The organism is Niveispirillum sp. BGYR6 (assembly GCF_027568365.1).
Taxonomy (GTDB): Bacteria; Pseudomonadota; Alphaproteobacteria; order Azospirillales; family Azospirillaceae; genus Niveispirillum.
In genome coordinates this window covers 232,888-255,184 of the sequence record NZ_JANLNL010000007.1, presented here as the reverse complement: position 1 = coordinate 255,184, position 22,297 = coordinate 232,888, and the positions used below count along the sequence as shown (strand labels likewise).

Below are 22,297 nucleotides of genomic sequence, written 5' to 3'. Positions count from 1 at the left end.
CCATCGCAGCTCAACAGCGTGAGATGCTTCCGGTTTACCGGTATGCTTTCGCGTTAAGACCAGCGCGCATGACTTTTATTTTAAGACAATTATATGCATAATTATGAATAAAAAACTCACCGTCTCAATCCAGGATTGATTCATACAAAAAAATTGGGAGAGCGGAATAGTGTTTCCAAAACTTTCCCTTACCCCACCTCCATCACTTCCTTTACCTTGGCCGCCAATTGTTTCAGACTGAAGGGCTTGGGTAGGAACTCCGCCTTCTCATCATTGCCCAAGGTGCTGCGGAACCGTTCCTCAGCGTAGCCGGAAATGAAGATTACCTTTACGTCAGGCATGGTTTCCCGCACGGTCCGGATCATGGTGGGACCATCCATTTGCGGCATCACCACATCCGTTACAATCAGGTCCACCGCCGGGGGATTGTCCGCCGATAACAGTTCCAATGCGGCCTCCCCGCATTTCGCCTCGATGACATGATAGCCCTTGTTGCGCAGGGCGCGGGCCGCGAAAATGCGCACGGCATCCTCATCCTCCACCAGCAGGATGGAGCCCATGCCGGTCAGATCGGAGCTGCCGCGCTCCTGCTTTTCGGCACTGACCGTCGCATCAGCCTCGTTGAAGCGGGGCAGATAGATGCTGAACTTGGCGCCGTCCCCCGGCGCACTGTCGACAAAGACGAAGCCGCCCGTCTGGCGGACAATGCCATAGACCGTCGACAGGCCCAGCCCCGTGCCGGACCCGACCTCCTTGGTGGAGAAGAAGGGTTCGAATATCCGCTCCAGATTTTCCGGCGGAATGCCGATGCCGGTATCCAGCACCTCGATCACCACATAATCGCCGGCCGGCACCAGATCCGCTGCCCGTCTCACAGGCTCGCCCAGCGCCAGATTGGAGGTAACGATAGTGAGCTTGCCACCGCCCACCGCCTGCATGGCGTCGCGGGCATTGACGCAGAGATTGATGATCACCTGTTCCAGCTGGCCCTGATCCACCTTGACTAGCCCCAGGTCACGGCCATGCAACATCCGCAGCTCGATATTCTCACCAATCAGTCGGCGCAGCAGATTGGACAGTTCCGCCAGCACATCGGTGACCGACAGCACGCGCGGCTGCAAGGTCTGCTGGCGGGAGAAGGCCAGCAGCTGGCGCACCAGATTGGCGGCCCGGTTGGCATTCTGCTTGATCTGCATGATGTCGGTGAAGGAGGTGTCGCCCGGCTTGTGCCGCAGCAGCAGCAGGTCACAGAAACCGATCATCGCGGTCAGCAGGTTGTTGAAATCATGCGCCACCCCGCCGGCCAGCTGGCCGATGGCCTGCATTTTTTGTGACTGGACGAACTGCGCCTCCAGGCTTTTTTGCCTGGTCATGTCAACGATATGCAGCACCAGCCCGCAATCGCCCGCTTCCTCCCCCTCCACCGGACGGGCATAGACCTGCACCACGGGCCCCGGCGCCCCGCGAAGCTGGACCTCGAACGGCACCTCCCCATCCCGCCCATCGCGCAGGGCCAGCAGGCGGGCCTGGGCGTCGGCGCGCTTTTCCCGCTGGAACAGCAGGCCGACGGACCGGCCCGCCACCTCTGCCATCGGGATGCCGGCCAGGGCCAGCATCGTGTCATTGCACTCCGTCACCCGCAATTCCGCATCCAGCAGCACGATGCCGATGGGCGCATAATCAAACAGCCGCTGAAACCGGCGTTCCAGCTGCGCCAGGGCGGGATCGATGGCCGGGGGTGGGGGCGATACCGGGGCGGATACAGCCGACGGCGGAGCGAGGTGGACCAGCCAAAGGATATGGCCGGCAAACCCCTCCACCGGCCGGGCGGAAACGCGGTGTGGCGCCAGCTGCCCCGACGCGGCATCCGGAAAAGGCAGCGTCACCTCCCCCGCCATCCCGCGCGCAGCGGCGGCGGCCAGCCGGGTCAGCTCCACCCCCGCGGTTGGGCTGGGACTGCGGCCGGCAAGCGCCGTCAGCGGCGGTGTCGTCCCTGGCCGGGCCAGATCACGGAAAGCCGGGTTATAGGCCACTGCCCGTTCGTCCGGCCCCATCAGCAGCTGCGGCAGCGGGCTGGCCTCCAGCGTACGGGAAAACAAGCGCCGTTGTGCCTGCGTCACCGCCATGCCGGCCAGCAGCATCCGCCCCAGCACCAGCCCGCCAAATACCAGCAGGGCGGAAAAGGTCCAGATCAGCAGCCCAGCCCGTAGCCCCCCCGGCCATTCCGCCGGCGGCGGTCCTTCCACCCGGCCCATCAGCAGTAGCCCCGCCACCCCGGCCAGTACCAGCAGCGTCAAGCCGCCGCCCACCAGCCGCGCCGGGGGCATATCGGTGGGGAGGGCGAATTTTCCGGCACGCCTGCTCACGTCTGCATTCTTCCTGACAAGGGTGCCAAGGCTTAACTCATTTGCATTGCTTAGAACCTATAGGTTCTAAGCAATGCCCTCAAGCGCCGGCGGCAGTCGCCGCCGTACACAGTTGCGATGAGGCGAACGCATCGCAACTGTGTGTCAGCCCGGCAGGGGTTTGCGCTTCATTTTGAATACGTAGGAGATGATCTGCGCCACCGCCTTGTAATGGTCGGCGGGGATCTCCTCATTGACTTCTGCCGTGGCATAGAGCGCACGAGCCAAGGCCGGGTTGGCGATCAGCGGTACATCATGTTCTTCCGCCAGTTCGCGGATTCGCATGGCCAGATGATCCACCCCCTTGGCCACCACCGTCGGCGCCCCCATGGCAGCGGGGTCATATTTCAGGGCGACCGCGTAATGGGTGGGGTTGGTGACCACCACGTCGGCGGTGGGAATATTGCCCATCATGCGGTTGCGGGCGCGCTCCATGCGCAGCTGGCGGATCTTGCCCTTGATCAGCGGATCGCCTTCCGCCTGTTTGAACTCGTCCTTCACTTCCTGCTTGGTCATGCGCATCTGCTGCATGAACGTATAGCGCTGGTACAGATAATCGGCCCCGCCCAGCACCAGCAGCACCAGCAGCACGGCAAAAATGATGCGGGCCGCCAGCGATTGGGTTTCCCGCACGATATCAATCATCGACATGGCGATGAAATGATCGACCGAATGCCAGAGGGGGCGGAGCATGACAAAGACGACGATGCTGACAATCACCAGTTTTGCCAGTGCCTTCAGAAACTCCACCAGATTCTTCATGGAGAATTTCTGGCTTAACGCCGTCAGCGGGTTGATGCGGCTGAAATCGAATTGCAGGAATTTCTCTGTGGTGACCAGGAATCCCACCTGCACCACCGAGGCCAGAACACCCGCAACCAGCAGCAGCAGCAGCGGCACCGCCAAGGCCCCCACCACACTGATCGCCAGATCGCGCAGGATCAGTTCCAGCGTGCCGCCATCCATGGGGATGGCGTGGGGCTGTTCAATGAAGGGCAGCAGCGAGGCATCAATGCGCCGGAACGACCAGGGCAGAATCAGCAGGATCAGGCCCAGGCTGGCCCCCAGCACGAACAGATGGCTGAATTCCTGGGATTTCGGCACCTGGCCTTTTTCACGCGCATCGGCCAGGCGCTTACTGCTTGGTTCTTCGGTTTTGCTGTCATCATCCTGATCCTCGGCCATGGCGTCCCTCCCCGGCTCACGGCTGCAGGATGTTGATCAGATGGCCCTCGAACCGGGCCAGCCAGAACACCATCAGGCCGCTGAGGCTGAGCCCCAGCAACAACATGCCGAAAATGATCTGCAAGGGCATCCCCACGAAGAAGACCTGGATCTGTGGCACCAAACGGGCGATCAGCCCCAGCCCAAGATAGAACAGCAGGCCGATCACCGTGAAGGGGGCCGCCAATTGCATCCCGATCAGAAAACTGTCAGCCATCACCCGCGTCAAATGCTGGGCGGCATCATCGACCGGCAACCAGACGCCGGGCGCAAACAGCGAATAGCTGTCCACCACGGCCAGCAGCAGCATATGGTGCAGGTCGGTGGCGAAGATCAGCACCAGCGCCAGCATGGACAGCAAAGACGAGAGCGCGTTACCAGAGGTGGCCTGGGCTGGGTTGAAGCTCTGCGCCGCCGACAGGCCCACCTGATTGGCGATCAGCATCCCCGCCGTTTCCAGCGATGACATCAACATGCGGGCAATGGTGCCCAAAAACAGCCCGGTCAGCGTCTCCGCCAGGATCAGGGTCAGCATCCCGCCCACCGTGGCGGGACGCGGCGGCATACTGGAAAGCAGCACCGGCATCAGCAGATAGGAGACGCCGAGCGCGAACAGCAGCCGGATGCGGGCGGAGACGAACGGCTCCCCAAAGCCCGGCATCACCAGCATGGCGGCACCGACGCGCATGAACACCATCAGAAAGGCAAACAGCGAGCCGGCGATCAGCTGGTCCAGCTGCATCAGCCATCATCCCCATCGCGGGCCGTGCCAACGGCAATGATCTTGTCCATCAGCCCTTCGGTGAAGACCTTCAGATGCCCATGCATGAAAGGCAGCAGAAAGACCATGGCGACGAACATGATCAGGATCTTCGGCACAAAGGTCAGCGTCTGTTCCTGCAACTGGGTCAGCGCCTGGAACAGCGAAATGGCCAGACCCACCACCAGGGCAATCGCCATCAGCGGCAGACTGACGATGATGGTGACGAACAGCGCATCGCGCACAATATCAATGGCTTCCGCCTCAGTCATGCCGGCGGTTCCTTCCCCTTATACCAAATCTCTCTGGATCGCGACCGATCCAGAGAGATTTCACGCTCCCTCAAGCGCCGGGCTGGCGGTCGCCAGCCTCCAACCTGCCTAAAGCTCAACCTTTAGGCAGGTTGGTATTATACCGGACCGCCGGCCACAGGCCCGCCGTCACATCGGCATACGCAGGATTTCCTGATAGGCGGAGATCACCTTGTCGCGCACATTGACCACTGCCTGCAACGTCATTTCCGCATTGGTCACGGCGCTGACCACATCGGCCAGATCAGCCTTGCCCACCACGCCCTTGGCGGTCATGTCCTCGCCCTTATGCATGGTGTTGATGGAGGTCTCCACCGCCTCCTTCAAGGCATCCCCGAAGGAAGCCCCCTCCGCATTGCCGGCCTTGGCGGAACCGCCAGGGGCGGCCAGCCCGCGCTGAGCGGCATTGGCATAAGCAGAAGCGGCGCTGGAGAAGGGAATGGCCATGGCGGTAATCCGGCTTTCTCACGGGTACGGACGGCGTTGCGGCCGCCCGGCCTCTCAGGACAGGGGGAACTCAGTTGGCACGCAGCAGATCGACGGTGCGCATGATCATCTGGCGCGTGGCGTCGATGGTGTTGAGATTGGCCTCATAGGAACGCTGGGCCTCCCGCATATCCGACGCCTCGATCAGCGAATTGACGTTGGGTGTCAGCACATAGCCATCGGCGTCGGCAGAGGGGTGACCCGGATCATAGCGACGGGGAAAATCGCTGCGATCCACATCAATCTTCTTCACCTTGACCTTTTCAACGCCGATTTCCTTGTCCAGCGCATTCTGGAACAGCACCACCTTGCGGCGATAAGGCAGGTCACCCGGCGAGGGGGCGGTGGAATTGGCATTGGCCAGATTTTCAGAAATGATGCGCAGGCGCGTGCCCTGCACCTTCATGCCGGCGGCCGACAAGGCCATGGAATTCATCAGGTCCATCTCATCCCTCCCCTAGCGCGTCAGGCCGATCAGCGCGGCGCCGTCATGGCGGTGCGCAGCATCCCCACCTGCTTGCGGTAAAGATTGGTCACCGTCTGGTATTCCAGCGCGTTCTGGCCGATCTTCAGCATCTGTTCTTCCAGCACCACGCCATTGCCATCCGGCGAGGTTTCATAAGGGGTGCGTTCCTTATCGGCCTGAAACGGCCCCTGCTGCGGCCGCGTGCTGGCCAGATGGCCCGGCTGGCTGCCGGCCAGGGCCATCGGCTGATGGGCCCGCAGCTGCTTCTTGAAATCAAAGGCCGTCAGGTCGCTGGCCTGGAAATGCGGTGTGTCGGCATTGGCCACATTCTGCGACAAAACCTCCTGGCGCTGGTTATGCCAGGCCATCTTGTCGTTCATCATGCGGAACAAGCCGGTATCGCCCAGATCCATGATCCAATCCCCATCATCGGCCCACCGAGCCGGACATCACATGCCTGACAGAACAAGAAGCAAAAAACGCGCCATTCTGGCAGGTCGCCCCCATCTTGATATGCGGGCGCATGGGAAGGGGCTGTCACCCTTCACACCTCATCCCATCACCATACTCCAACCCCACAGTTAATAAAGCGCAAATGCCGCTGGCCGGCCTGTCACCCTCTGCGTCGTTCTGTTATCCTGCTGCCCTCGTGTGTTTTTCGCCCTCCCTTGCCGGGAAGCTTGCCTTTGGCCGATACCGAAGAACCCAGGCAGAAACGACAGGTCGCCGTCGCCCTGCGCCACAGCGCTGGCGATCCCGCCTTGCCGCGCATCGTGGCCAGTGGCCACGGCGCCGTTGCAGAACAGATCCTGGAACTGGCTTTCGCCCATGGGGTGAAGGTGCGCACCGATGCCGATCTGGCGGAAATTCTTGCCGCTGTGGATGTGGAAAGCGAAATCCCCATTGAGGCGATTGCCGCCGTGGCGGAAATTCTTGCCTATGTTTACCGCGCCAATGGCGGGCCGGCTGCGGCCGGCCCTTCCACCGGCCCCGATGATCCTGTAAGACCGCAGCCATGACCATACCCCTGCCCCCTGCCGCCGCCGATATCGCCGACACGCTGGCGAGCCTGGATGCCTTGTTGACCGCCAGTGCCGCCAATGTGCGCAGCGGCGACATGGTGGAACTGGCGGGACTGGAGCGGGAGGTAAAGCCAATCCTGGATGCCGCCCTGGGCCTGCCACCCGATCAGGCCCGCGCCCTGTTGCCACAACTGGAAAAAGTGATGCTGGGTCTGGAGGGGCTTGCCATGGCCCTGAAGGAGGTGCATGGCGACAAGCTGGGGGGTACGGAAACCCACTCCACCCGCATTCGCGCCGCCGCCGCCTATCGCCGCAGCGAGGAAGGTTGAGCATGGGCGGGGATAGTTACATCCGTTTTGTCGCCGCCCTGGTCTTCGTGCTGGCGCTGATCGGGCTGTTCGGCTTCCTGCTGCGGCGCTTCGGCCCCAATGCCGGCCTGCCGGTGCAGCGCCGGGGTGCGGCCCGCCGGCTGGGCGTGGTGGAGGTGCTGCCCCTGGATGCGCGCCGCCGGCTGGTGCTGGTGAAGCGCGACGGGGTGGAACATCTGCTGTTGCTGGGCATGGGGGATGACCGGGTGGTGGAGACGGGCATCAGCCCGCCCGTTATTGCCGATGCACCGGCCCCCGCCCCGGCCCCCAGCTTCCTGTCGCTGCTGAAACGCAGCCAGGGGGACAAGCCATGAGTCTTTTCACAACGATGCCCGGCTGGCTGCGCGGGCTGGCCCTGGCGCTGCCCGCGCTGTTGCTGGCGGTACTGCCAGCGGCGGCACAAAGCTTCTCGCTGGATATGGGCGACGGGCCCAGCAGCACCGGCCGCATCATCCAGTTCGTCGCCCTGCTGACGGTGCTGTCACTGGCGCCCAGCATCCTGATCATGATGACCTGTTTCGTGCGCATCACCATTGTGCTGAGCTTCCTGCGCTCCGCCATGGGCACGATGCAGGTGCCGCCCAATCAGGTGCTGGTCAGTCTCGCCATGTTCCTGACCTTCTTCATCATGGCGCCCACCCTGCAGGCCTCCTATCAGAACGGCATCGTACCGCTGATGAATGAGGAGGTGGACGAGATGACGGCATTCAAGCGCGCCATCGAGCCGTTCCATGCCTTCATGACCAGTCATGTGCGCGAGCGCGATTTGCAGCTTTTCATGGATATTTCCAAGACCCCGCCGGTGGCGGAGCCGAAGGATGTGCCCATCCATGTGTTGATCCCCGCCTTCATGCTGACGGAGCTGAAGCGGTCATTCGAGATCGGTTTTCTGATTTTCGTGCCCTTCCTGATCATCGACATGGTGGTGTCGTCCGTGCTGATGGCGATGGGCATGATGATGCTGCCACCGGCCATGATCGCCCTGCCCTTCAAGCTGATCTTCTTCGTGCTGATCGATGGCTGGTATCTGGTGGTGGGCAGCCTGGTGCAGAGTTTCGGATAGGCAGCCCGCCACCCGTACCCGCCCCATGGCCGGCACAACCCTGCCCCCCGCCCCCTTCCCCCAACGCCCCCTCCCCGTCAGCGGCCTTCCTGAGCTATAGAGCGGATCGCCTTCAGGCGTGAAGCCGCTCGCAGACAGACTCGATCTGGAGCCGGCTCTATTTTCAGCTTAACGAAAGCCGGCTTCAGATAGGCCGCTTCGAACGGAACTGACGGAGTGATGGGCGGATGCAGGTCGGCATCGACATGGGTTTGACGGCGGAAAACCGCCCGGCACTGCTCGACCTGGAGGAATTGCTGGCCACCCGCCTGCTGGTGCAGGGCAATTCCGGTTCCGGCAAGTCGCATCTGCTGCGCCGCCTGCTGGAACAGAGCGCGCCCTGGGTGCAGCAATGCGTCATTGATCCGGAAGGGGATTTCGTCACCCTGGCCGACAAATACGGCCATGTGGTGGTGGAGGCCGCCGACCATACGGAGGTCTCCCTGCAACGGGTGGCCGCCCGCGTGCGCCAGCACCGCGTTTCCGTGGTGCTGAGCCTGGAGGGGGCGGATATCGAGGCGCAGATGCGTCTGGCCGCCGCCTTCCTGGGCGGGCTATTCGATGCGGAACGCGATTACTGGTATCCGATGCTGGTGGTGGTGGACGAGGCGCAGCTATTCGCGCCCGCCGCCGCCGGTGAGGTGTCGGACGAGGCGCGCAAGGTCAGCCTGGGCGCCATGACCAACCTGATGTGCCGTGGCCGCAAGCGCGGGCTGGCCGGCATCATCGCCACCCAGCGTCTGGCCAAGCTGGCCAAGAATGTGGCGGCGGAGGCCAGCAACTTCTTGATGGGCCGTACCTTCCTGGATATCGACATGGCGCGCGCCGCCGACCTGCTGGGCATGGAACGCCGGCAGGCGGAAATGTTCCGCGACCTGCAGCGCGGCCATTTCGTGGCCCTGGGCCCCGCCCTGTCACGCCGGCCGCTGCCGGTGCGAATCGGGGTGGTGGAAACGGCGGGCCGGGGCGGCAGCCCCAAGCTGATGCCCTTGCCCGATCAGCCGCCCGCCGATGCCCGCGACCTGATCCTGACCCCAACCGCGGATGAGCTGTTCGCCCCGACGCCGATGCCCGTGGTCAAGCGCCCGCCGCCGCAGGCCGCCCCCGACATCAATGCCGCCCTGCGGCTGGCCGGGCAGCGGCAGGCGGAAATCGCCGCCAATGCCGCCGCCAACCCGGAACCGCCCGCCCTGTCGGTGGAGGAGATGGAGCAGCGGCTGGATGAGGTGCTGCGCGAGGTGCTGGCCGATCCGGAAGCCGCCTTCCGCACCGATGCCGTGCTGTATCAGGATTTCCTGGTGCGCTGCCGTATCCATCGGCTGCGGGGTGAGGCGCTGGACATGCCGGGCTTTCGCCGTCGCCTGTCCGTGATCCGCGCCGGGGTGGATGCCGGCGGCACCGACCAGCCGGAATGGGCCCAGGCGGAAGAAGCAGCCTCCGGCCTGCCCGAGGACATGCAGGGGGTCTTCCTGCTACTGGCCCGCGCCGCCATCGCCAAGGCGCCCTGCCCGTCGGATGCAGAGGTGGCGCGGGCCTGCGGCAGCCGCTCCCCCGGTCGGGCGCGGCGCCTGCTCTCTTATATGGAACAGCGCGGCGTCATCGTGCAGCGGACCCTGCTGGGCGGGATGCGGGCCATCGCCCTGCCGCATCTGGGTTGCCAGACGGCCGCCGGCGACCCCCATGCACCCGATCCCGCCGACATGATGGCAGCCGCGGAAAATGGGCCGGACCTTTTCGGCACCAGCGCTTAACGTTTACGTCACTGGCACTGCGCCCCAATACAAGTCATGATCGCAAATGGGGAGGACGCAATATCCGGCCATGCCAGGAAAGACCAGCCGTATAGACCAGCTTCTGCTGGTCTTCATCAGCCTTTTGTCCGCATTGCCCGCCTTTGGCACCAGCGCAGAGACATCTCTGCGCATTGGTTTGGATTTTGTTGCGGCCAGCGCCGATCCACACGCCATCGCCGCCCCCTCCAGTCATACGCTGGCCTTCCATATCTTCGAACCGCTGGTGATGTGGGATGGCGGCGACCGGATCAAACCCGTTCTGGCGCAGGAATGGCGACGCGAAGGGCCGACCCGCTGGAGCTTTACACTGCGCAGCGATGTGCGCTTCCATGATGGCCATCCGCTGGGACCGGAAGATCTGGCCTTCACCTTCTGTCGGCTGGCCCGTCTGGAAGGCCAGCTGCAGGGGCTGATCTATAATATCCTGAAAACACAGGCGCTGGGACAGAACCGGGTGCAGATCGACACGCGCAGCCCGATGTCCAACCTGCCCCGCCAGCTGTCGCGTCTGGCCATCATCGGCGCACCGCCGGGCTGGCGGGGGGATTATGCCGCGGAAGGCTGCCCACCGACGAATCAATATAAGGCAGCGGATTTCAATGCCGGGCGTGTTCCGGGCAGCGGCCCCTATCGCCTGACCGGGTTCAATGCGGGCGCTTCGGCCATTCTGCAACGCTATCCAGGATATTGGGGGGAAGCGCCCGCCTGGGACCGGGTGGAAATGATCGCCATTCCTGAGGGGGCTGAGCGGGCGCGGGCGGTGATCAGCCGCAAGGTGGACATCATCAACCGTCCGCCGCTGGAAAGTACCAGCTTCTTCGATCAGCATCCCAATACCAGAATCGTCACCGGTGGTATCAGCCGCACCCTGTTCCTGCTGCCCAACACGCGCAAACGCACGGGCGCCGTCAGCCTGGACAGTGCCGCCGTCCGACAGGCGATTTCCGCCGCCATTGATCGGCGCGGGTTGGCTGACCGGCTGATGGGGGGGCTGGCCTTGCCAGCGTTCCAGCCCCTGCCGCCGGACGACCCGGCCTATCCTGGCTTGCGGGAGGAGTTGCCCACCCCACCGCCGGGCACCCGCCTGCCGCAAAAACTGGAAATCACCACACCCCCCACCTTCCGCCGGGTGGCGGATGGGGTCGCCCGCTATCTGCGGCTGGCGGGTGTCCAGGTTGATATCCGCGATGTTCCCTCCGAGGCGCTGCCCGGGCTGCTGGAATCGGGCGATTTCGACATGATGATGCTCGGACGAGTCATGTTCGATGGCGATCTGGCCCAGCAGACGCGCGATACGCTGGTGACCCGTGATTCGGCGCGGGGGGCCGGGGCCGGGAATTTCCAGGGCTATTCCAACGCTGAACTGGATGGGCTGGTGGAACGGGCGATGGGCACGGAGGACAAGACGGAACGCGCCGCCCTGACCCGCCAGATCAGCACCCTGGTGATGCGGGAGCTGCCGACCATCCCCTTGCTGCACATCGCCCGTTCCTGGGCGATGCATTCCGATCTGGGATATCTGGACCAGCCGGACGGTCTGACCCTTGCCGCCAATGTGGTGCCGCTGGTGGCAACACCAGCCCGCGTGCGTTGAAGGGAAGAATGGTGCCGCCGATGGGTGCCATGACAGGCCCGCCGCTTGCATTCGGCCGGCCAAAGCGCCATCTTGCCGCCGTCGTTCCTGCTTCTGGACCGGCCGGCATGGCAACCGGCCCCGTTCCCGCTGTAGCCGACAGTCGGGAACCTCAAGGGGAGATTGCCAAAAATGCCCGCGGGCACGGTCAAATGGTTCAACAGCATCAAGGGCTATGGCTTCATCACGCCGGAAGATGGCAGCCCTGATATTTTCGTCCATATCTCGTCCGTTCAGCGCATCGGTCTGGCGACCTTGAAGGAAGGCCAGTGGCTGCAGTTCGACGTGGAGAAGGACCGGCGCACCGGCAAGACGGTCGCGCTCAACCTGCGTAACTGATGCGGTCCGGCCCCAGGCCGGCGCCAGGACAACGTAATGGAAGCCCTTCGCAAAGGGTGCACAGGCGGGGAGCCTGCGCGCCCCGATTGGCTTTGTACATGGATCAGACAGGCGGCAGCGGCCCGATCAGTGCTGCCGCCGCCGTTGCAAGGAGAGGCCAGATGGCCAAAGAAGAGTTCATTGAGTTTGAGGGCACCGTTCAGGAAGCCCTGCCGGATGGCCGTTTCCGCGTGACGCTGGAAAATGGCCACGAGATCATCGCCTATACGGCCGGCAAAATGCGCAAAAGCCGCATCCGCACCCTGGCGGGTGACCGGGTGACGGTGGAAATGACCCCCTATGACCTCAACAAGGGGCGTATTACCTTCCGTCACAAGGATGAGCGCGCCGGCGGCCCGCCGCCCGCCGGTGGCCCGCCCCGCCGCCCCGGCGGCCCACGCCGTCACTGACCGGACAACCGTTGAAGGTAGTGCCTAGCTGCACTGAAAAGCCTTCAGCGGTCATACGGTCACAAAACTGCTAACACTATATCTGCTGGCGGCCGATGCTCCGGGGACGGGGCGCGGCCGCGTTTCTATTGGTTCACGGGGAATAATCATGTCCAGTCTTCACAAGCAGGCGATGGAAGCCGTCCTGAAAGCCGCCGAGATGGATGTGCTCGGCACGCTGGAAGAACAGGGCATCAAGGATCGCTACAGCGAAGAAGGCGATCAGGCGGCCATGGATGTGGCGATTCTGCACGGCTACCGCGTCTTCATGCGCATCTGCGAGGCCAATGGCGTGCAGGCCGATGCCGACCTGTTCGCCGAAATGGCGGCGGAACTGGCCGACGATATCGCCAATGACCGCAGCGGCGGCGACGATCAGTAAAGGCCGCCCGGTCAGGTTCAGCCCGGATCCTTGCGTCGGCGCAGGGGCGATGGCTCCCCCATCCGCCCCTGCGCCTGTATCGTCTCCATCAGCCGGCTGCCGTCCCAGGGCGAGAGCAGCAGCTCAAAATCCCGGCAATGTTTCTCGATATGCCGGCTGACAATGACGGCCGCCCGCAGATCAACCTCATTTTCCACCGACAGGGCGAAACGGTCCAGGTCCGGGTAGCGATGACGCATCTGGTTGACCAGCCGTACCAGCCGCACCACGGCCGCCGCCACCTCCTCCGGCAGATCGGTAAGATCGGGGTAGGTGACCATGGCCCCTCGTCTTCGCTCCCTGATGCAACGGTTGGTTAATTATTCTCTGCCACTATGCCAGCGCATGAGGAGAAGGCGAAGCCTGCGCTTCGTCTTTTTAAACCAGGGCTTTATCGTTATGATAATTCACTGGACCGGGGGACTTGTCCCCTATATCGAATTCACCCATGGACAGGTTCCCCCCAATTTGGGGGCGGCAGAGGGAGAGTCCCCTTGTCACAGGCGCTTGAGACGGTTGCCAAGCTGGTACATGAGGTGGAGAGGGGCCTGCCCATCGCCCCCGGTACACTGCGCATGGATGATGATGGTGGTGTCACCGTCAATCGGGAAAGCGTCAGTTCACGCCATCACTTCTTCCTGGACGGGCTGATGTTTCATGTCAGCCTGATGCCCCGGCAAGACCATACGGTGTTCCAGATCTGGGCAGAGGTGGGCTATCTGCCCTATTCCATCGAATCGCCGCAGAAGCGGGCGCGGCTGATGACGGTGCTGCGGGCCACCAATGGGCTGGACCGCGCCAAATTCATCGTCGATGAAAAGCAGAAGATTCTGGTGCTGGGGCAGGTGGAGGTTGAGGGCGCCATGACCCTGGCCGACCTGATGTATGAAACCGTGCAGTTCCTGCAGGAAGCCCGCCCCTATTTGCGCGTGCTGGGGGATTGCCTGTAGCAGTAACGGGGCGCCCCTCATCACGTGCTGATCGGGCGGCACAGACGCCGCTGCAACGGGCGATCAGCCCCCGCCGACCGGGGTGTTTACCGGTGCCAGGGGCTGCGCCAACGCCTGATCCTCCCGCCAGATCAGCCGCAGGATCAGGAATATGGCCGCCCCCACCGGCAGGGCGAATTTCAGCGACCAGGGCAGATACAGCACCGGCTTTTGAAAGCCCTCCGTCATGATCCCGGCCATCAGCAGATGCAGATTGAGGTTGCCCGCCCAATCCATCGTCACCAGCCCCAGGCCGGCACAGACAAAAAGGGTCCAGAGCCAGCGAAACCGCAAAACCTTGCAGCGCCACATCAGTGTCAATGCCACCACCTTAACCGCAGCGATCACCAGCATCAGCGCCAGCAGGGCATAATGCTCCCCGCTGAGGCCGTTCAGATGAAAACCGTTCAATTCTGCCAGGGGCGCTTTCAGCGGGTTGACCTGAATTCCCAGAAGACGCGCCGTCTCCTCCCGTTCCAGAACGATATTCAGCAGGGCATGGCGTCCATCGGACCCCTTCAGTTCATAGGTAACGGCAAGGTTTTGCCCCCAATGGGCGGAGAGCAACCGCTGTTCCACGGGGGCGGCTGGCAGCGCATCGCGCAGGGCTGGCAGAACGGGGGATAATTGTTCCCAGAGGGCGGGCGGCACCATACCGCGCAGGGCCGCATCCTCCCCTGTCTGGATATGCCGAACCACGCCGGCGACCTGCCCATCTTCCCGCTCCAGGCGGACGGTCGCGGGCGACAGCCGGTCGGGCATCAGGTTGAACAGCTCCAGCAGGGGCATGAACAACCCCAGCAGGCACAAGACAAGCCCGAGACCGAACCAGAAATGCCGCAAGCGCCCCTCCCCTTTACGTCAACGGACACCCGGCTGACGATAAGACAGGGGCGCGCGTATGACCAGGGGGATTTTCTCTTTTAGGAAACGTTCTATTTATTATCCGGCATCATGAAAATCTGGCCAGGATAGATCAGGTCCGGATCGCGGATCTGGCCCTGGTTCGCCTCGAAGATCATCGTATAGCGCGGTCCTTCGCCATAAGAGCGGCGGGCGATGGTCCAAAGATTATTGCCGGGAACCACCACCACGGCACGGTTACCGGCCATATTTTCCGGCAGAGGTTTCTTGTCGAACTCCACCTCTGCCCGGCTGGCAACCTTGGCGCCATTCAGAACCTGATCGGCCCGCAGGCTATAGCGGCCATTTTCCAGCCCGCGATCCGGCGTCAATGACCAGCGACCAGCCTCATCGGCCTGTATCCGGCCGATGAGGTTATTTTCCACATAGAGCATCACCTCCGACCCGGCCTTGGCCTGGCCGCCAACGGTGACGCGGCCGCCGCGGTCGTAATCAATGGTGTCGATCGTCACCTCGCCCGCCGGACGGGGTGCACCGTCGCCACCGGCGCCGCGCGGCTTCTGCAAGACGCGGCTGTCACCCTGCGGGCCGGTCAGCACTGCCAGGGCATCGCCCGTGCCATCCTGGCGACGGCCCGCCAGATCACGGTTGCTCTCCGGCACCGCCAGCACAACCGTTCCCAGGCCGGCGGTTACCGTGCCATCCGGCCCCACGGCCTCCAGCCGTAATTCACGCGCGCCCGGCGGCAGCGGATCGGGGGGCAGGAACACCCATTCGCCGCGCGCATCGGCCGTGACAGCGCCCAACAGCTTGTCGCCATCCAGGATGCGCACATTATGCCCCGGTGTGGCGCGGCCGGCGATGACGGCATTGCCCGCCGGTTCCACCCGGACCACGTCAAAGGTGGGGCCGGCGGGCAGCGCCGCCGGGGCGCTTGCCGCCAGCTTGGCCGCACCGGGGGTGGCCTTGTCGCCCCCCTGGCCCTGCAGATAGAAGGCACCCGCGCCGATGGCGGCAACGGCGACAATGGCGGCGGGGATCAGAAGCTGTTTGCGATTCACGGGCAGTGGAACCTTTTTCGCAATCATGCGGGAAGCCCTGGATCAGGCAAAGCTGATCAGGGCCCAGATGGCGGCGGTCGCTATGGCTGCTACCATAAACGCCCGGAAAAGCGAAACGATCCGTGGCGCCGGCTCCGACGCCAGCAAAGCCGCCCGTCCCGTCACCATCGGCCGCACCAGATCCAGGCGCTTCAACCCGGCATACAGCAAGATGGCGGCGATATGCAGGCCGACAATGGCCAGCAACAGATTGAAATTGCCCTTGTGGATCGTGCGCATCAGGGCGGATGTCGCCCCACTGACCTTGCCCGCCAAGGGCCCGTCCACCATGATGCCGTCGCTGGTGAACAGGCCGGTCACGGCCTGCACAGTCACCACGGTCAGCAGCCCGATCACCGCCAGCGCCCCCAGCGGATTATGCCCAGCATGGGCCGCCATGCGACCGGGTGCCGCCAGTTCCCGCAGATGGGCCAGAATGGCCGCTGGCCCGCGCACAAACTGGCTGAACCGTGCCGTCTGGCTGCCCACCAGCCCCCAGATCAGCCGGAACAGCAGCAGCGCCAGCACGGCATAGCCAAAGCGCATGTGCCAATCCATGGCATCATTTTCGGCCGACCACCAGGCCGCAGCGATACAGAACACCAGCGACCAATGGAACAGGCGCACCGGCAAATCCCACACCATGACCCTGCGGGTGACAGCGGTCTTGTCCTTGTTCCGGCCCATGGCCTTATCCCACTGGAGAATCATGACGAAAGACGGCTGAAGCCGTGAAGCACCGCCGCCTGCGGGTTTATGCCGTCCCCCCGCCGAAGCCCTGGCAGGGGGACGGCACAGGCTTACTTGCGGTAGGTTTCGTGGCAACCCTTGCAGGTGCCGCCCACCTTGCCCAGGGCCGCACCGATGGCGGCCTTGTCACCGCCAGCAGCGGCCGTCACCAGTTCGGCGGAAGCGGTCTGGAACGCCACGGTCTTGGCCTTGAAATCATCCATATTTTCCCAGATGTTGGGCTTGGCTTCGCTCTCCCCCACGCCAATGGCGGTGCCGGTCGGCCACCAGCCGGGGAAGGCCTTGGAAACGCCCTCGATGGTGGCGGCGCCGGCCTGCACATCGGCGACGGTGCCCTTGCCCTCTTTCAGGAAGGCACCAATGGCCTTCATGGCGCCGCCGGCCTTCTTCAGCTCGGTCTTGCGCGCGTCAACCACGGCCAGCGGGTCCTGTGCAGCGACGGCGACGCCAGCCGACAGCACACCGGCAGCCACCAAACCGGCGATCAGCAAGCCCTGAATACGCTTCATTCGATTCTCCTGTCATCCTGGCGCCGGGCCGGCGCCAAAGGATTAAGGCGGCGTCCCGGATGGGGGTCAGTGGATGCACCGCAGCACATCCGCCCCGCAATTTGTTGGTACCGCCCCATAACCGCAAGAGGCAAGAAAGCCACATTGGGAACAAGCTGCGGGTTTACCCATCCTTTATGGCGTGACAGAGTGCCGCCAGCATCCATTCCGGCATCTGCCGTCAACACCAGCTTTTACGGGCCCATCACCGGTATCCGTCGTCAGGGAAATGCGTTGATCATGTCGAATATCCGTTCCGTCTGCGTTTACTGCGGTTCATCGAATTATGTGGATGAGGCCTATAAGCAGGCGGCGAAACAAACCGGCCATCTGCTGGCCACAGCCGGGCTGGAGATCGTTTATGGCGGCGGCAATGTCGGCCTGATGGGAATCACCGCCGATGCCGCCCTGGCTGCCGGCGGCCGTGTCATCGGCATCATCCCCGACCATATCCAGAAGTTCGAGGTGGACCATACCGGCCTGACCGAGCTGCATGTGGTCGACAGTATGCATACCCGCAAGCGCATGATGGTGGAGCGTTCAGACGCCTTCATCGTGCTGCCGGGCGGCATCGGCACCCTGGACGAGATGTTCGAGATCATCACCTGGCGTCAGCTGCAATTGCACGCCAAGCCGGTGATCATCGTCAATATCAATGGCTTCTGGGATCCGCTGCTGGCCCTGATGGACCATATGCAGGCCACCGGCTTCATGCGCAAACCCAACCTGCCGGGTGCCAGCAGCCAGCTGTATCAGATCGTCAATGACGTGGAATCGATCCTGCCGCTATTGTCGGTGCAACCGACCCCGATGCGCGAGGCGCAGACGGCGCGGATTTGATGATACCGCAGGCCAGCCCCGCCCCTTGAACGAAAGTTACCGGTTGCGGGGCTGTTGCGACGTTATTGCAAATAGGCTTTATTGGCCACCGCCGGGCGGACCAGATAACAGGTCCGCCCTCTTGAACCCTGGGAGAGCGCTTCCATGTCGAAGATCAAAGTCGTCAATCCGATCGTGGAACTCGACGGCGACGAAATGACCCGCGTGATCTGGCAGTTCATCAAGGACCGCCTGATTCTGCCGTACCTTGACGTCGATCTGAAGTATTACGATCTGGGCGTGGAAGCCCGCGACAAGACGGACGACAAGATCACCATCGAATCCGCCGAAGCCATCAAGCATTACGGCGTGGGCGTGAAGTGCGCCACCATCACCCCCGACGAAGCGCGGGTGAAGGAATTCAACCTGAAGCAGATGTGGAAGTCGCCCAACGGCACCATCCGCAACATCCTGGGCGGCACCGTTTTCCGCGAGCCGATCATCTGCAAGAACGTGCCGCGTCTGGTGCCCGGCTGGACCCAGCCGATCGTCATCGGCCGCCATGCTTTCGGTGACCAGTACAAGGCCACGGATTTCATCATCCCCGGCGCCGGCCGCCTGTCCATCACCTTCACCAGCGCCGATGGCACCAGCAACATCCGCCACACCGTGTTCGATTTCGACGGGCCGGGCGTTGCCATGGGCATGTACAATGTCGATGAATCGATCCGTGGCTTTGCCCGCGCCTGCATGAATTATGGCCTGATGCGCGGCTACCCGGTGTACCTGTCCACCAAGAACACGATTCTGAAGGCCTATGATGGCCGCTTCAAGGACCTGTTCCAGGAAGTGTTCGAGGCGGAATTCGCCGACAAGTTCCAGGCCGCCGGCATCACCTATGAACATCGCCTGATCGATGACATGGTGGCGTCCGCCCTGAAGTGGTCCGGTAACTTCCTGTGGGCCGCCAAGAATTATGACGGCGACGTGCAGTCCGATCTGGTGGCGCAGGGCTTCGGCTCCCTGGGTCTGATGACCTCGGTGCTGATGACCCCCGATGGCAAGACGGTGGAAGCGGAAGCCGCCCACGGCACCGTGACCCGTCACTTCCGTGACCATCAGAAGGGCAAGCCCACCTCCACCAACCCGATCGCCAGCATCTTCGCCTGGACCCAGGGCCTCACCTATCGCGGCAAGTTCGACAACACGCCCGACGTGGTGGAGTTTGCCAAGACCCTGGAAAAGGTCTGCGTGGCCACGGTGGAAGATGGCTACATGACCAAGGATCTGGCCACCCTGATCGGGCCGGAACAGAAGTGGCTGACCACCCAGGACTTCCTGGCCAAGCTGGACGAAAACCTGCAGGCCGCCCGCGCCAAGTAAGGCGATGGGCGAAACCGTACAGGTTTCGTTGTGATGGGGAACCCCGGTGCCGATGGTGCCGGGGTTTTCTTTTGAGCAAAAGGTGGCACCACCTCCCTTGCGAACCATCCGCAATCACCCTATCTTAGGTCCCATGCGCTGCTTCGCCGCCCTTCTGTTGCTCGTGGCATTCCTGTTCAACGCTCCCGGCATCCATGCCCGGGACGTGATGCCGGAGCATGTGCATGGCGTGGCGGATGCCGGTACGCTGGATTGCACGGACGCTTCCCCGGCGCCGGACGCGCCTCACGGGATGGATGCGCATCATTGCTGCAGCCATATCCATGTGGCCGATCATGTCCGCCTGACACATGTGTCGGAACCCGCCTTCTGGGAACCGACCCTGTACCGCGCCGATAGCGAAACGCCACCGGCCAGCGCCGAGCCGCGCCAGCCCGAAGAACCCCCACGCGCCTGACAAGCCGACCTGAAGCCGGGTGACCGCCCCCCGTGGCGTCCCCGCGATCTGCTTGTCCGCATGTGGGAGTTTCCATGCGCATTCATCTTGTTACCGCCCTGGCGATGGTTATCGCCGGGGTGCCGCTGGCAATGGCGCAACAGCCGCCAGCCAGCCTGACCATAGAGGCCGCCATCGCCCAGGCCCTGGAAACGGGGCCACGTACCGCTGCCGCCCAGGCCCGCCGACAGGCCGCCGCCGCCGGTGTCGATCAGGCCGATGTCGCCCCCAATCCCCAGCTCTCCGTCGAGATGGAGAATTTCAAGGGCTCTGGTCCCTATCGGGATTTCCGCAGTTCTGAACGCACCTACAGCCTGTCCCAAACGCTGGAGCTGGGCGGCAAGCGGGGCGCGCGGGTGGATGCCGCCCGCGCCGGCCTTTCCCGCGCCGGCTATGATCTGGAGATCAGCCGGCTGGACCTGACGCGCGATGTGCGGCTGGCCTTTGCCGAAGCCCTGGCCGCCGAGGCCGATCTGGCCCTGGCCGATGATCAGGTACGGCTGGCCGGCGAGGTGGAACGCGCCATCCAGGCACGGCTGGATGCCGGTCGGGAAGCGCCGATCCAGTTGAGCCGGGCAGAAATCGCCCGACGGCAGGCTCAGATGGTACTGGATCAGGCCAAACGCCGCGCCCAGTTGGCCCGGCAGATGCTGGCCGGGCTGACCGGTATCCCGCAAACGGGCCAGCATCTGGTGGATGATTGGTTCACCCGGCTGGACAGCGCCCCGGCCGTCCAAACGGGGGAATCGGCGGACCTGCTGCGTCAGCAGACCGCCGTGCGCCAGGGCCGCGCCGATCTGGCGGTGGAACGGGCCAAAGCCATTCCCGACGTGACGGTCTCTGCCGGCTTCCGCCAGTTCCGGGAGGGGGACAATAATGCCTTCCTGGTTGGTGTCAGCGTGCCGATCCCCGTGTTTGACCAGAATCGGGGGGCGATTGCCCGCGCCCGCGCCGAACTGACGGCGGCAGAGGCCGATCTGGCCGCCGAGCGGATCGACCGTGACCGGCGGCTGGCTGCCGCCCAGGCCAATCTGGACGCTGCCCGCGATGGCGCCACCGCCCTGAAAGATCAGATCATTCCCACGGCGGAAACGGCCTTTGCCGCCGCCCAGGAAGGCTATCGCCAAGGCAAGTTCGCCTACCTGGAGGTGCTGGAGGCGCAGCGCACCCTGTTTGAGGCGCGGCGCGACCTGATCAACACACTCCAGGGCTTTCATAACGCGCGGGCTGAGCTGGACCGGCTGACCGCAACCGCCGCCGTGACCGGCGCAGAGGGGGCACGATGACCAAGAAATTCCTGCTGATCGGTGTCTGTCTGGCAGCCCTGGCCACCGGCGGCGCACCCCATGCCTTCGCCGGTCCCGGCGACCACGCGCCCAAGGACGAAAAACACGCCGAGGGCGATGGCCACAACCACGCTGCCGAAGGCGGCCATGCGCATGGCGAGGAGGAGGAAAGCGACGGCAATGTGCATCTGACGGCGGAGCAGATTGCCAAGGCCAAGATTACCCTTGTCGCCGCCGGCCCCGCCGCCGTCACCGGCGAGGTGCGGGTGATGGGCAGCGTCACCGCCGATGCCGACCGGATGAGCAGCGTGACCACCCGCCTCCCCGGCGTGGTGGTGGAACTGCCCAAGCGGCTGGGCGACAGGGTGGCGGCGGGGGAGGTGCTGGCCGTGCTGGATAGTGCCGAACTGGCCGACGCCAAGGCCGCCTATCTTTCCGCCCAGCGGCAGGAGGGGCTGGCCGCCGGCACCCTGAAGCGTGAGGAAGGCCTCTGGCGCAAGAAAATCTCGGCCGAGCAGGATTATCTGGACGCCCGCACGGCGGCCGAAACCGCCCGCATCAGCCTGGATGCCACCCGCCAGCGACTGGCAGCACTGGGCCTGAGTGCAAGCGATATCAAGGCCTTGCCCAGTCAGAACCCGGCCAGCCTGGCGCGGCTGGAACTGCGCGCGCCCATCGCCGGTCGCATCACCGCCCGCAACCTGCAGCGCGGGGAGCTGGTGGCGGCGGAGAAGGAGGCCTTTGCCATTGCCGACCTGTCACAGGTCTGGGTGGAACTGCCCGTCTATGCCGCCGACCTGCCCCAGGTGCGGGAGGGGCAGCGGCTGGTGTTGAAGGGCAACCATGGCCAGCAGGGTGACGGAAAGGTGATCTTCGTCGCCCCCACCATCGACCCGGCCACGGGGGCCGCCCGCGTGGTGGCACAGGTGGATAATGCCGAAGGCCACTGGCGGCCCGGTGACTTCGCCAGCGGCGCCATCGAGGCCGGCAGCGGCGAGGCGGCGGATATCACCGTGCCCGCCTCTGCCCTGCAGACGCTGAAGGGCGAAACCGTCGTGTTTGTGCGCAATGCGGAGGGGTTTGAACCGCGCGTGGTGGAAATCGGCCGCCGCAACAGCAGCGTGGCGGAAGTGCTATTCGGTCTGTTCCCCGGCGATCAGGTGGCCACGGGCAACACCTTCCTGTTGAAGGCCGAGGCATCGCGCGGGGCCGCCGCCCATTCGCATTCGCATTGAGGAACGTTG

The 22,297-nt window shown here is 63.8% G+C and carries 27 protein-coding genes; 15 read left to right on the top strand and 12 right to left on the bottom strand.

Features of this window, described 5'->3' with window-relative positions; all coding sequences use genetic code 11:
* Positions 1-188 precede the first annotated feature (188 nt).
* The 7 genes from PCJ49_RS16240 to flgB all read right to left on the bottom strand — a co-directional run bounded on the left by PCJ49_RS16240 (position 189) and on the right by flgB (position 6,065).
* Positions 189-2,366, bottom strand: a complete 2,178-nt coding sequence (locus tag PCJ49_RS16240) for an ATP-binding protein (protein WP_347710439.1) — start codon at positions 2,364-2,366, stop codon at positions 189-191.
* Positions 2,367-2,510: 144 nt separating this feature from the next.
* Positions 2,511-3,590 carry a flagellar biosynthesis protein FlhB gene (gene flhB / locus PCJ49_RS16235; RefSeq protein WP_269911840.1) on the bottom strand — a complete coding sequence of 360 codons (1,080 nt, stop codon included), beginning with the start codon at positions 3,588-3,590 and terminating at the stop codon, positions 2,511-2,513.
* A 16-nt stretch (positions 3,591-3,606) separates the two neighbouring features.
* Entirely contained in the window at positions 3,607-4,371 is a 765-nt protein-coding gene (fliR, locus tag PCJ49_RS16230) for a flagellar biosynthetic protein FliR (RefSeq protein WP_269911839.1), read from the bottom strand.
* Positions 4,371-4,661 carry a flagellar biosynthesis protein FliQ gene (gene fliQ / locus PCJ49_RS16225; protein WP_089289909.1) on the bottom strand — a complete coding sequence of 97 codons (291 nt, stop codon included), beginning with the start codon at positions 4,659-4,661 and terminating at the stop codon, positions 4,371-4,373. Before fliQ ends, fliR begins: the two co-directional genes overlap by 1 nt.
* 168 nt (positions 4,662-4,829) lie before the next feature.
* Entirely contained in the window at positions 4,830-5,147 is a 318-nt protein-coding gene (gene fliE, locus PCJ49_RS16220) for a flagellar hook-basal body complex protein FliE (RefSeq protein WP_269911838.1), read from the bottom strand.
* Between the two features lie 70 nt (positions 5,148-5,217).
* Positions 5,218-5,631: a flagellar basal body rod protein FlgC gene (gene flgC / locus PCJ49_RS16215; RefSeq protein ID WP_089289911.1), complete on the bottom strand. Its 414-nt coding sequence runs from the start codon at positions 5,629-5,631 to the stop codon at positions 5,218-5,220.
* Positions 5,632-5,660: 29 nt separating this feature from the next.
* Positions 5,661-6,065 carry a flagellar basal body rod protein FlgB gene (flgB, locus tag PCJ49_RS16210; RefSeq protein ID WP_269911837.1) on the bottom strand — a complete coding sequence of 135 codons (405 nt, stop codon included), beginning with the start codon at positions 6,063-6,065 and terminating at the stop codon, positions 5,661-5,663.
* Positions 6,066-6,338: 273 nt separating this feature from the next.
* Here flgB and PCJ49_RS16205 point away from each other — a divergent pair, with 273 nt between their 5' ends.
* The 9 genes from PCJ49_RS16205 to PCJ49_RS16165 all read left to right on the top strand — a co-directional run bounded on the left by PCJ49_RS16205 (position 6,339) and on the right by PCJ49_RS16165 (position 12,779).
* Positions 6,339-6,671, top strand: a complete 333-nt coding sequence (locus tag PCJ49_RS16205) for an EscU/YscU/HrcU family type III secretion system export apparatus switch protein (RefSeq protein ID WP_269911836.1) — start codon at positions 6,339-6,341, stop codon at positions 6,669-6,671.
* Entirely contained in the window at positions 6,668-7,003 is a 336-nt protein-coding gene (locus PCJ49_RS16200) for a hypothetical protein (protein ID WP_153203163.1), read from the top strand. The genes PCJ49_RS16205 and PCJ49_RS16200 overlap by 4 nt, the downstream gene beginning before the upstream one ends.
* Before the next feature lie 2 nt (positions 7,004-7,005).
* Positions 7,006-7,356 carry a flagellar biosynthetic protein FliO gene (locus PCJ49_RS16195; RefSeq protein ID WP_089289915.1) on the top strand — a complete coding sequence of 117 codons (351 nt, stop codon included), beginning with the start codon at positions 7,006-7,008 and terminating at the stop codon, positions 7,354-7,356.
* Complete coding sequence (gene fliP / locus PCJ49_RS16190; RefSeq protein WP_269911835.1) at positions 7,353-8,105, top strand: flagellar type III secretion system pore protein FliP; 753 nt, start codon at positions 7,353-7,355, stop codon at positions 8,103-8,105. Before PCJ49_RS16195 ends, fliP begins: the two co-directional genes overlap by 4 nt.
* Positions 8,106-8,332: 227 nt before the next feature.
* Positions 8,333-9,895, top strand: a complete 1,563-nt coding sequence (locus PCJ49_RS16185) for an ATP-binding protein (protein ID WP_269911834.1) — start codon at positions 8,333-8,335, stop codon at positions 9,893-9,895.
* 70 nt (positions 9,896-9,965) lie between these two features.
* Positions 9,966-11,531, top strand: a complete 1,566-nt coding sequence (locus PCJ49_RS16180; protein WP_269911833.1) for an ABC transporter substrate-binding protein — start codon at positions 9,966-9,968, stop codon at positions 11,529-11,531.
* Between the two features lie 171 nt (positions 11,532-11,702).
* Positions 11,703-11,909, top strand: coding sequence for a cold-shock protein (locus PCJ49_RS16175; RefSeq protein WP_089289918.1), 207 nt, complete (start codon positions 11,703-11,705; stop codon positions 11,907-11,909).
* A 161-nt stretch (positions 11,910-12,070) separates the two neighbouring features.
* Positions 12,071-12,358 (top strand): translation initiation factor IF-1, encoded by a 288-nt coding sequence (infA, locus tag PCJ49_RS16170; protein ID WP_089289919.1) that lies wholly within the window; start codon positions 12,071-12,073, stop codon positions 12,356-12,358.
* 148 nt (positions 12,359-12,506) lie between these two features.
* Positions 12,507-12,779, top strand: a complete 273-nt coding sequence (locus PCJ49_RS16165; RefSeq protein WP_089289920.1) for a hypothetical protein — start codon at positions 12,507-12,509, stop codon at positions 12,777-12,779.
* A 17-nt stretch (positions 12,780-12,796) separates the two neighbouring features.
* Here PCJ49_RS16165 and PCJ49_RS16160 read toward each other — a convergent pair whose 3' ends face one another.
* Positions 12,797-13,099: a hypothetical protein gene (locus PCJ49_RS16160; RefSeq protein WP_269911832.1), complete on the bottom strand. Its 303-nt coding sequence runs from the start codon at positions 13,097-13,099 to the stop codon at positions 12,797-12,799.
* A gap of 213 nt (positions 13,100-13,312) precedes the next feature.
* On the opposite strand from PCJ49_RS16160, the gene PCJ49_RS16155 reads away from it, so the two are divergent.
* Positions 13,313-13,768, top strand: a complete 456-nt coding sequence (locus PCJ49_RS16155) for a hypothetical protein (RefSeq protein ID WP_269911831.1) — start codon at positions 13,313-13,315, stop codon at positions 13,766-13,768.
* A 63-nt stretch (positions 13,769-13,831) separates the two neighbouring features.
* On the opposite strand, the gene PCJ49_RS16150 is transcribed toward PCJ49_RS16155, so the two are convergent.
* The 4 genes from PCJ49_RS16150 to PCJ49_RS16135 all read right to left on the bottom strand — a co-directional run bounded on the left by PCJ49_RS16150 (position 13,832) and on the right by PCJ49_RS16135 (position 17,030).
* Positions 13,832-14,596 carry a hypothetical protein gene (locus PCJ49_RS16150; RefSeq protein WP_269911830.1) on the bottom strand — a complete coding sequence of 255 codons (765 nt, stop codon included), beginning with the start codon at positions 14,594-14,596 and terminating at the stop codon, positions 13,832-13,834.
* Between the two features lie 146 nt (positions 14,597-14,742).
* On the bottom strand, positions 14,743-15,732 hold the full coding sequence (locus PCJ49_RS16145; RefSeq protein ID WP_269911829.1) for a LysM peptidoglycan-binding domain-containing protein: 990 nt from the start codon (positions 15,730-15,732) through the stop codon (positions 14,743-14,745).
* Positions 15,733-15,774: 42 nt separating this feature from the next.
* The gene (locus PCJ49_RS16140; RefSeq protein WP_269911828.1) at positions 15,775-16,458 is read right to left on the bottom strand and encodes a cytochrome b/b6 domain-containing protein; all 684 of its coding nucleotides are present in this window, start codon (positions 16,456-16,458) and stop codon (positions 15,775-15,777) included.
* Between the two features lie 113 nt (positions 16,459-16,571).
* The gene (locus PCJ49_RS16135; RefSeq protein WP_269911827.1) at positions 16,572-17,030 is read right to left on the bottom strand and encodes a cytochrome c; all 459 of its coding nucleotides are present in this window, start codon (positions 17,028-17,030) and stop codon (positions 16,572-16,574) included.
* Positions 17,031-17,309: 279 nt separating this feature from the next.
* Between PCJ49_RS16135 and PCJ49_RS16130 the strand changes: the two genes are divergently transcribed.
* From PCJ49_RS16130 to PCJ49_RS16110, 5 genes are all read left to right on the top strand, one after another.
* Positions 17,310-17,909: a TIGR00730 family Rossman fold protein gene (locus PCJ49_RS16130; RefSeq protein ID WP_089289937.1), complete on the top strand. Its 600-nt coding sequence runs from the start codon at positions 17,310-17,312 to the stop codon at positions 17,907-17,909.
* Positions 17,910-18,053: 144 nt separating this feature from the next.
* On the top strand, positions 18,054-19,271 hold the full coding sequence (locus PCJ49_RS16125; protein WP_269911826.1) for an NADP-dependent isocitrate dehydrogenase: 1,218 nt from the start codon (positions 18,054-18,056) through the stop codon (positions 19,269-19,271).
* A gap of 208 nt (positions 19,272-19,479) precedes the next feature.
* Positions 19,480-19,728 (top strand): hypothetical protein, encoded by a 249-nt coding sequence (locus PCJ49_RS16120; protein ID WP_269911825.1) that lies wholly within the window; start codon positions 19,480-19,482, stop codon positions 19,726-19,728.
* 74 nt (positions 19,729-19,802) lie between these two features.
* On the top strand, positions 19,803-21,053 hold the full coding sequence (locus PCJ49_RS16115; protein ID WP_269911824.1) for a TolC family protein: 1,251 nt from the start codon (positions 19,803-19,805) through the stop codon (positions 21,051-21,053).
* A complete protein-coding gene (locus PCJ49_RS16110; RefSeq protein WP_269911823.1) occupies positions 21,050-22,288 on the top strand; it encodes an efflux RND transporter periplasmic adaptor subunit in 1,239 nt (412 codons plus the stop codon). The genes PCJ49_RS16115 and PCJ49_RS16110 overlap by 4 nt, the downstream gene beginning before the upstream one ends.
* Positions 22,289-22,297: the final 9 nt, after the last annotated feature.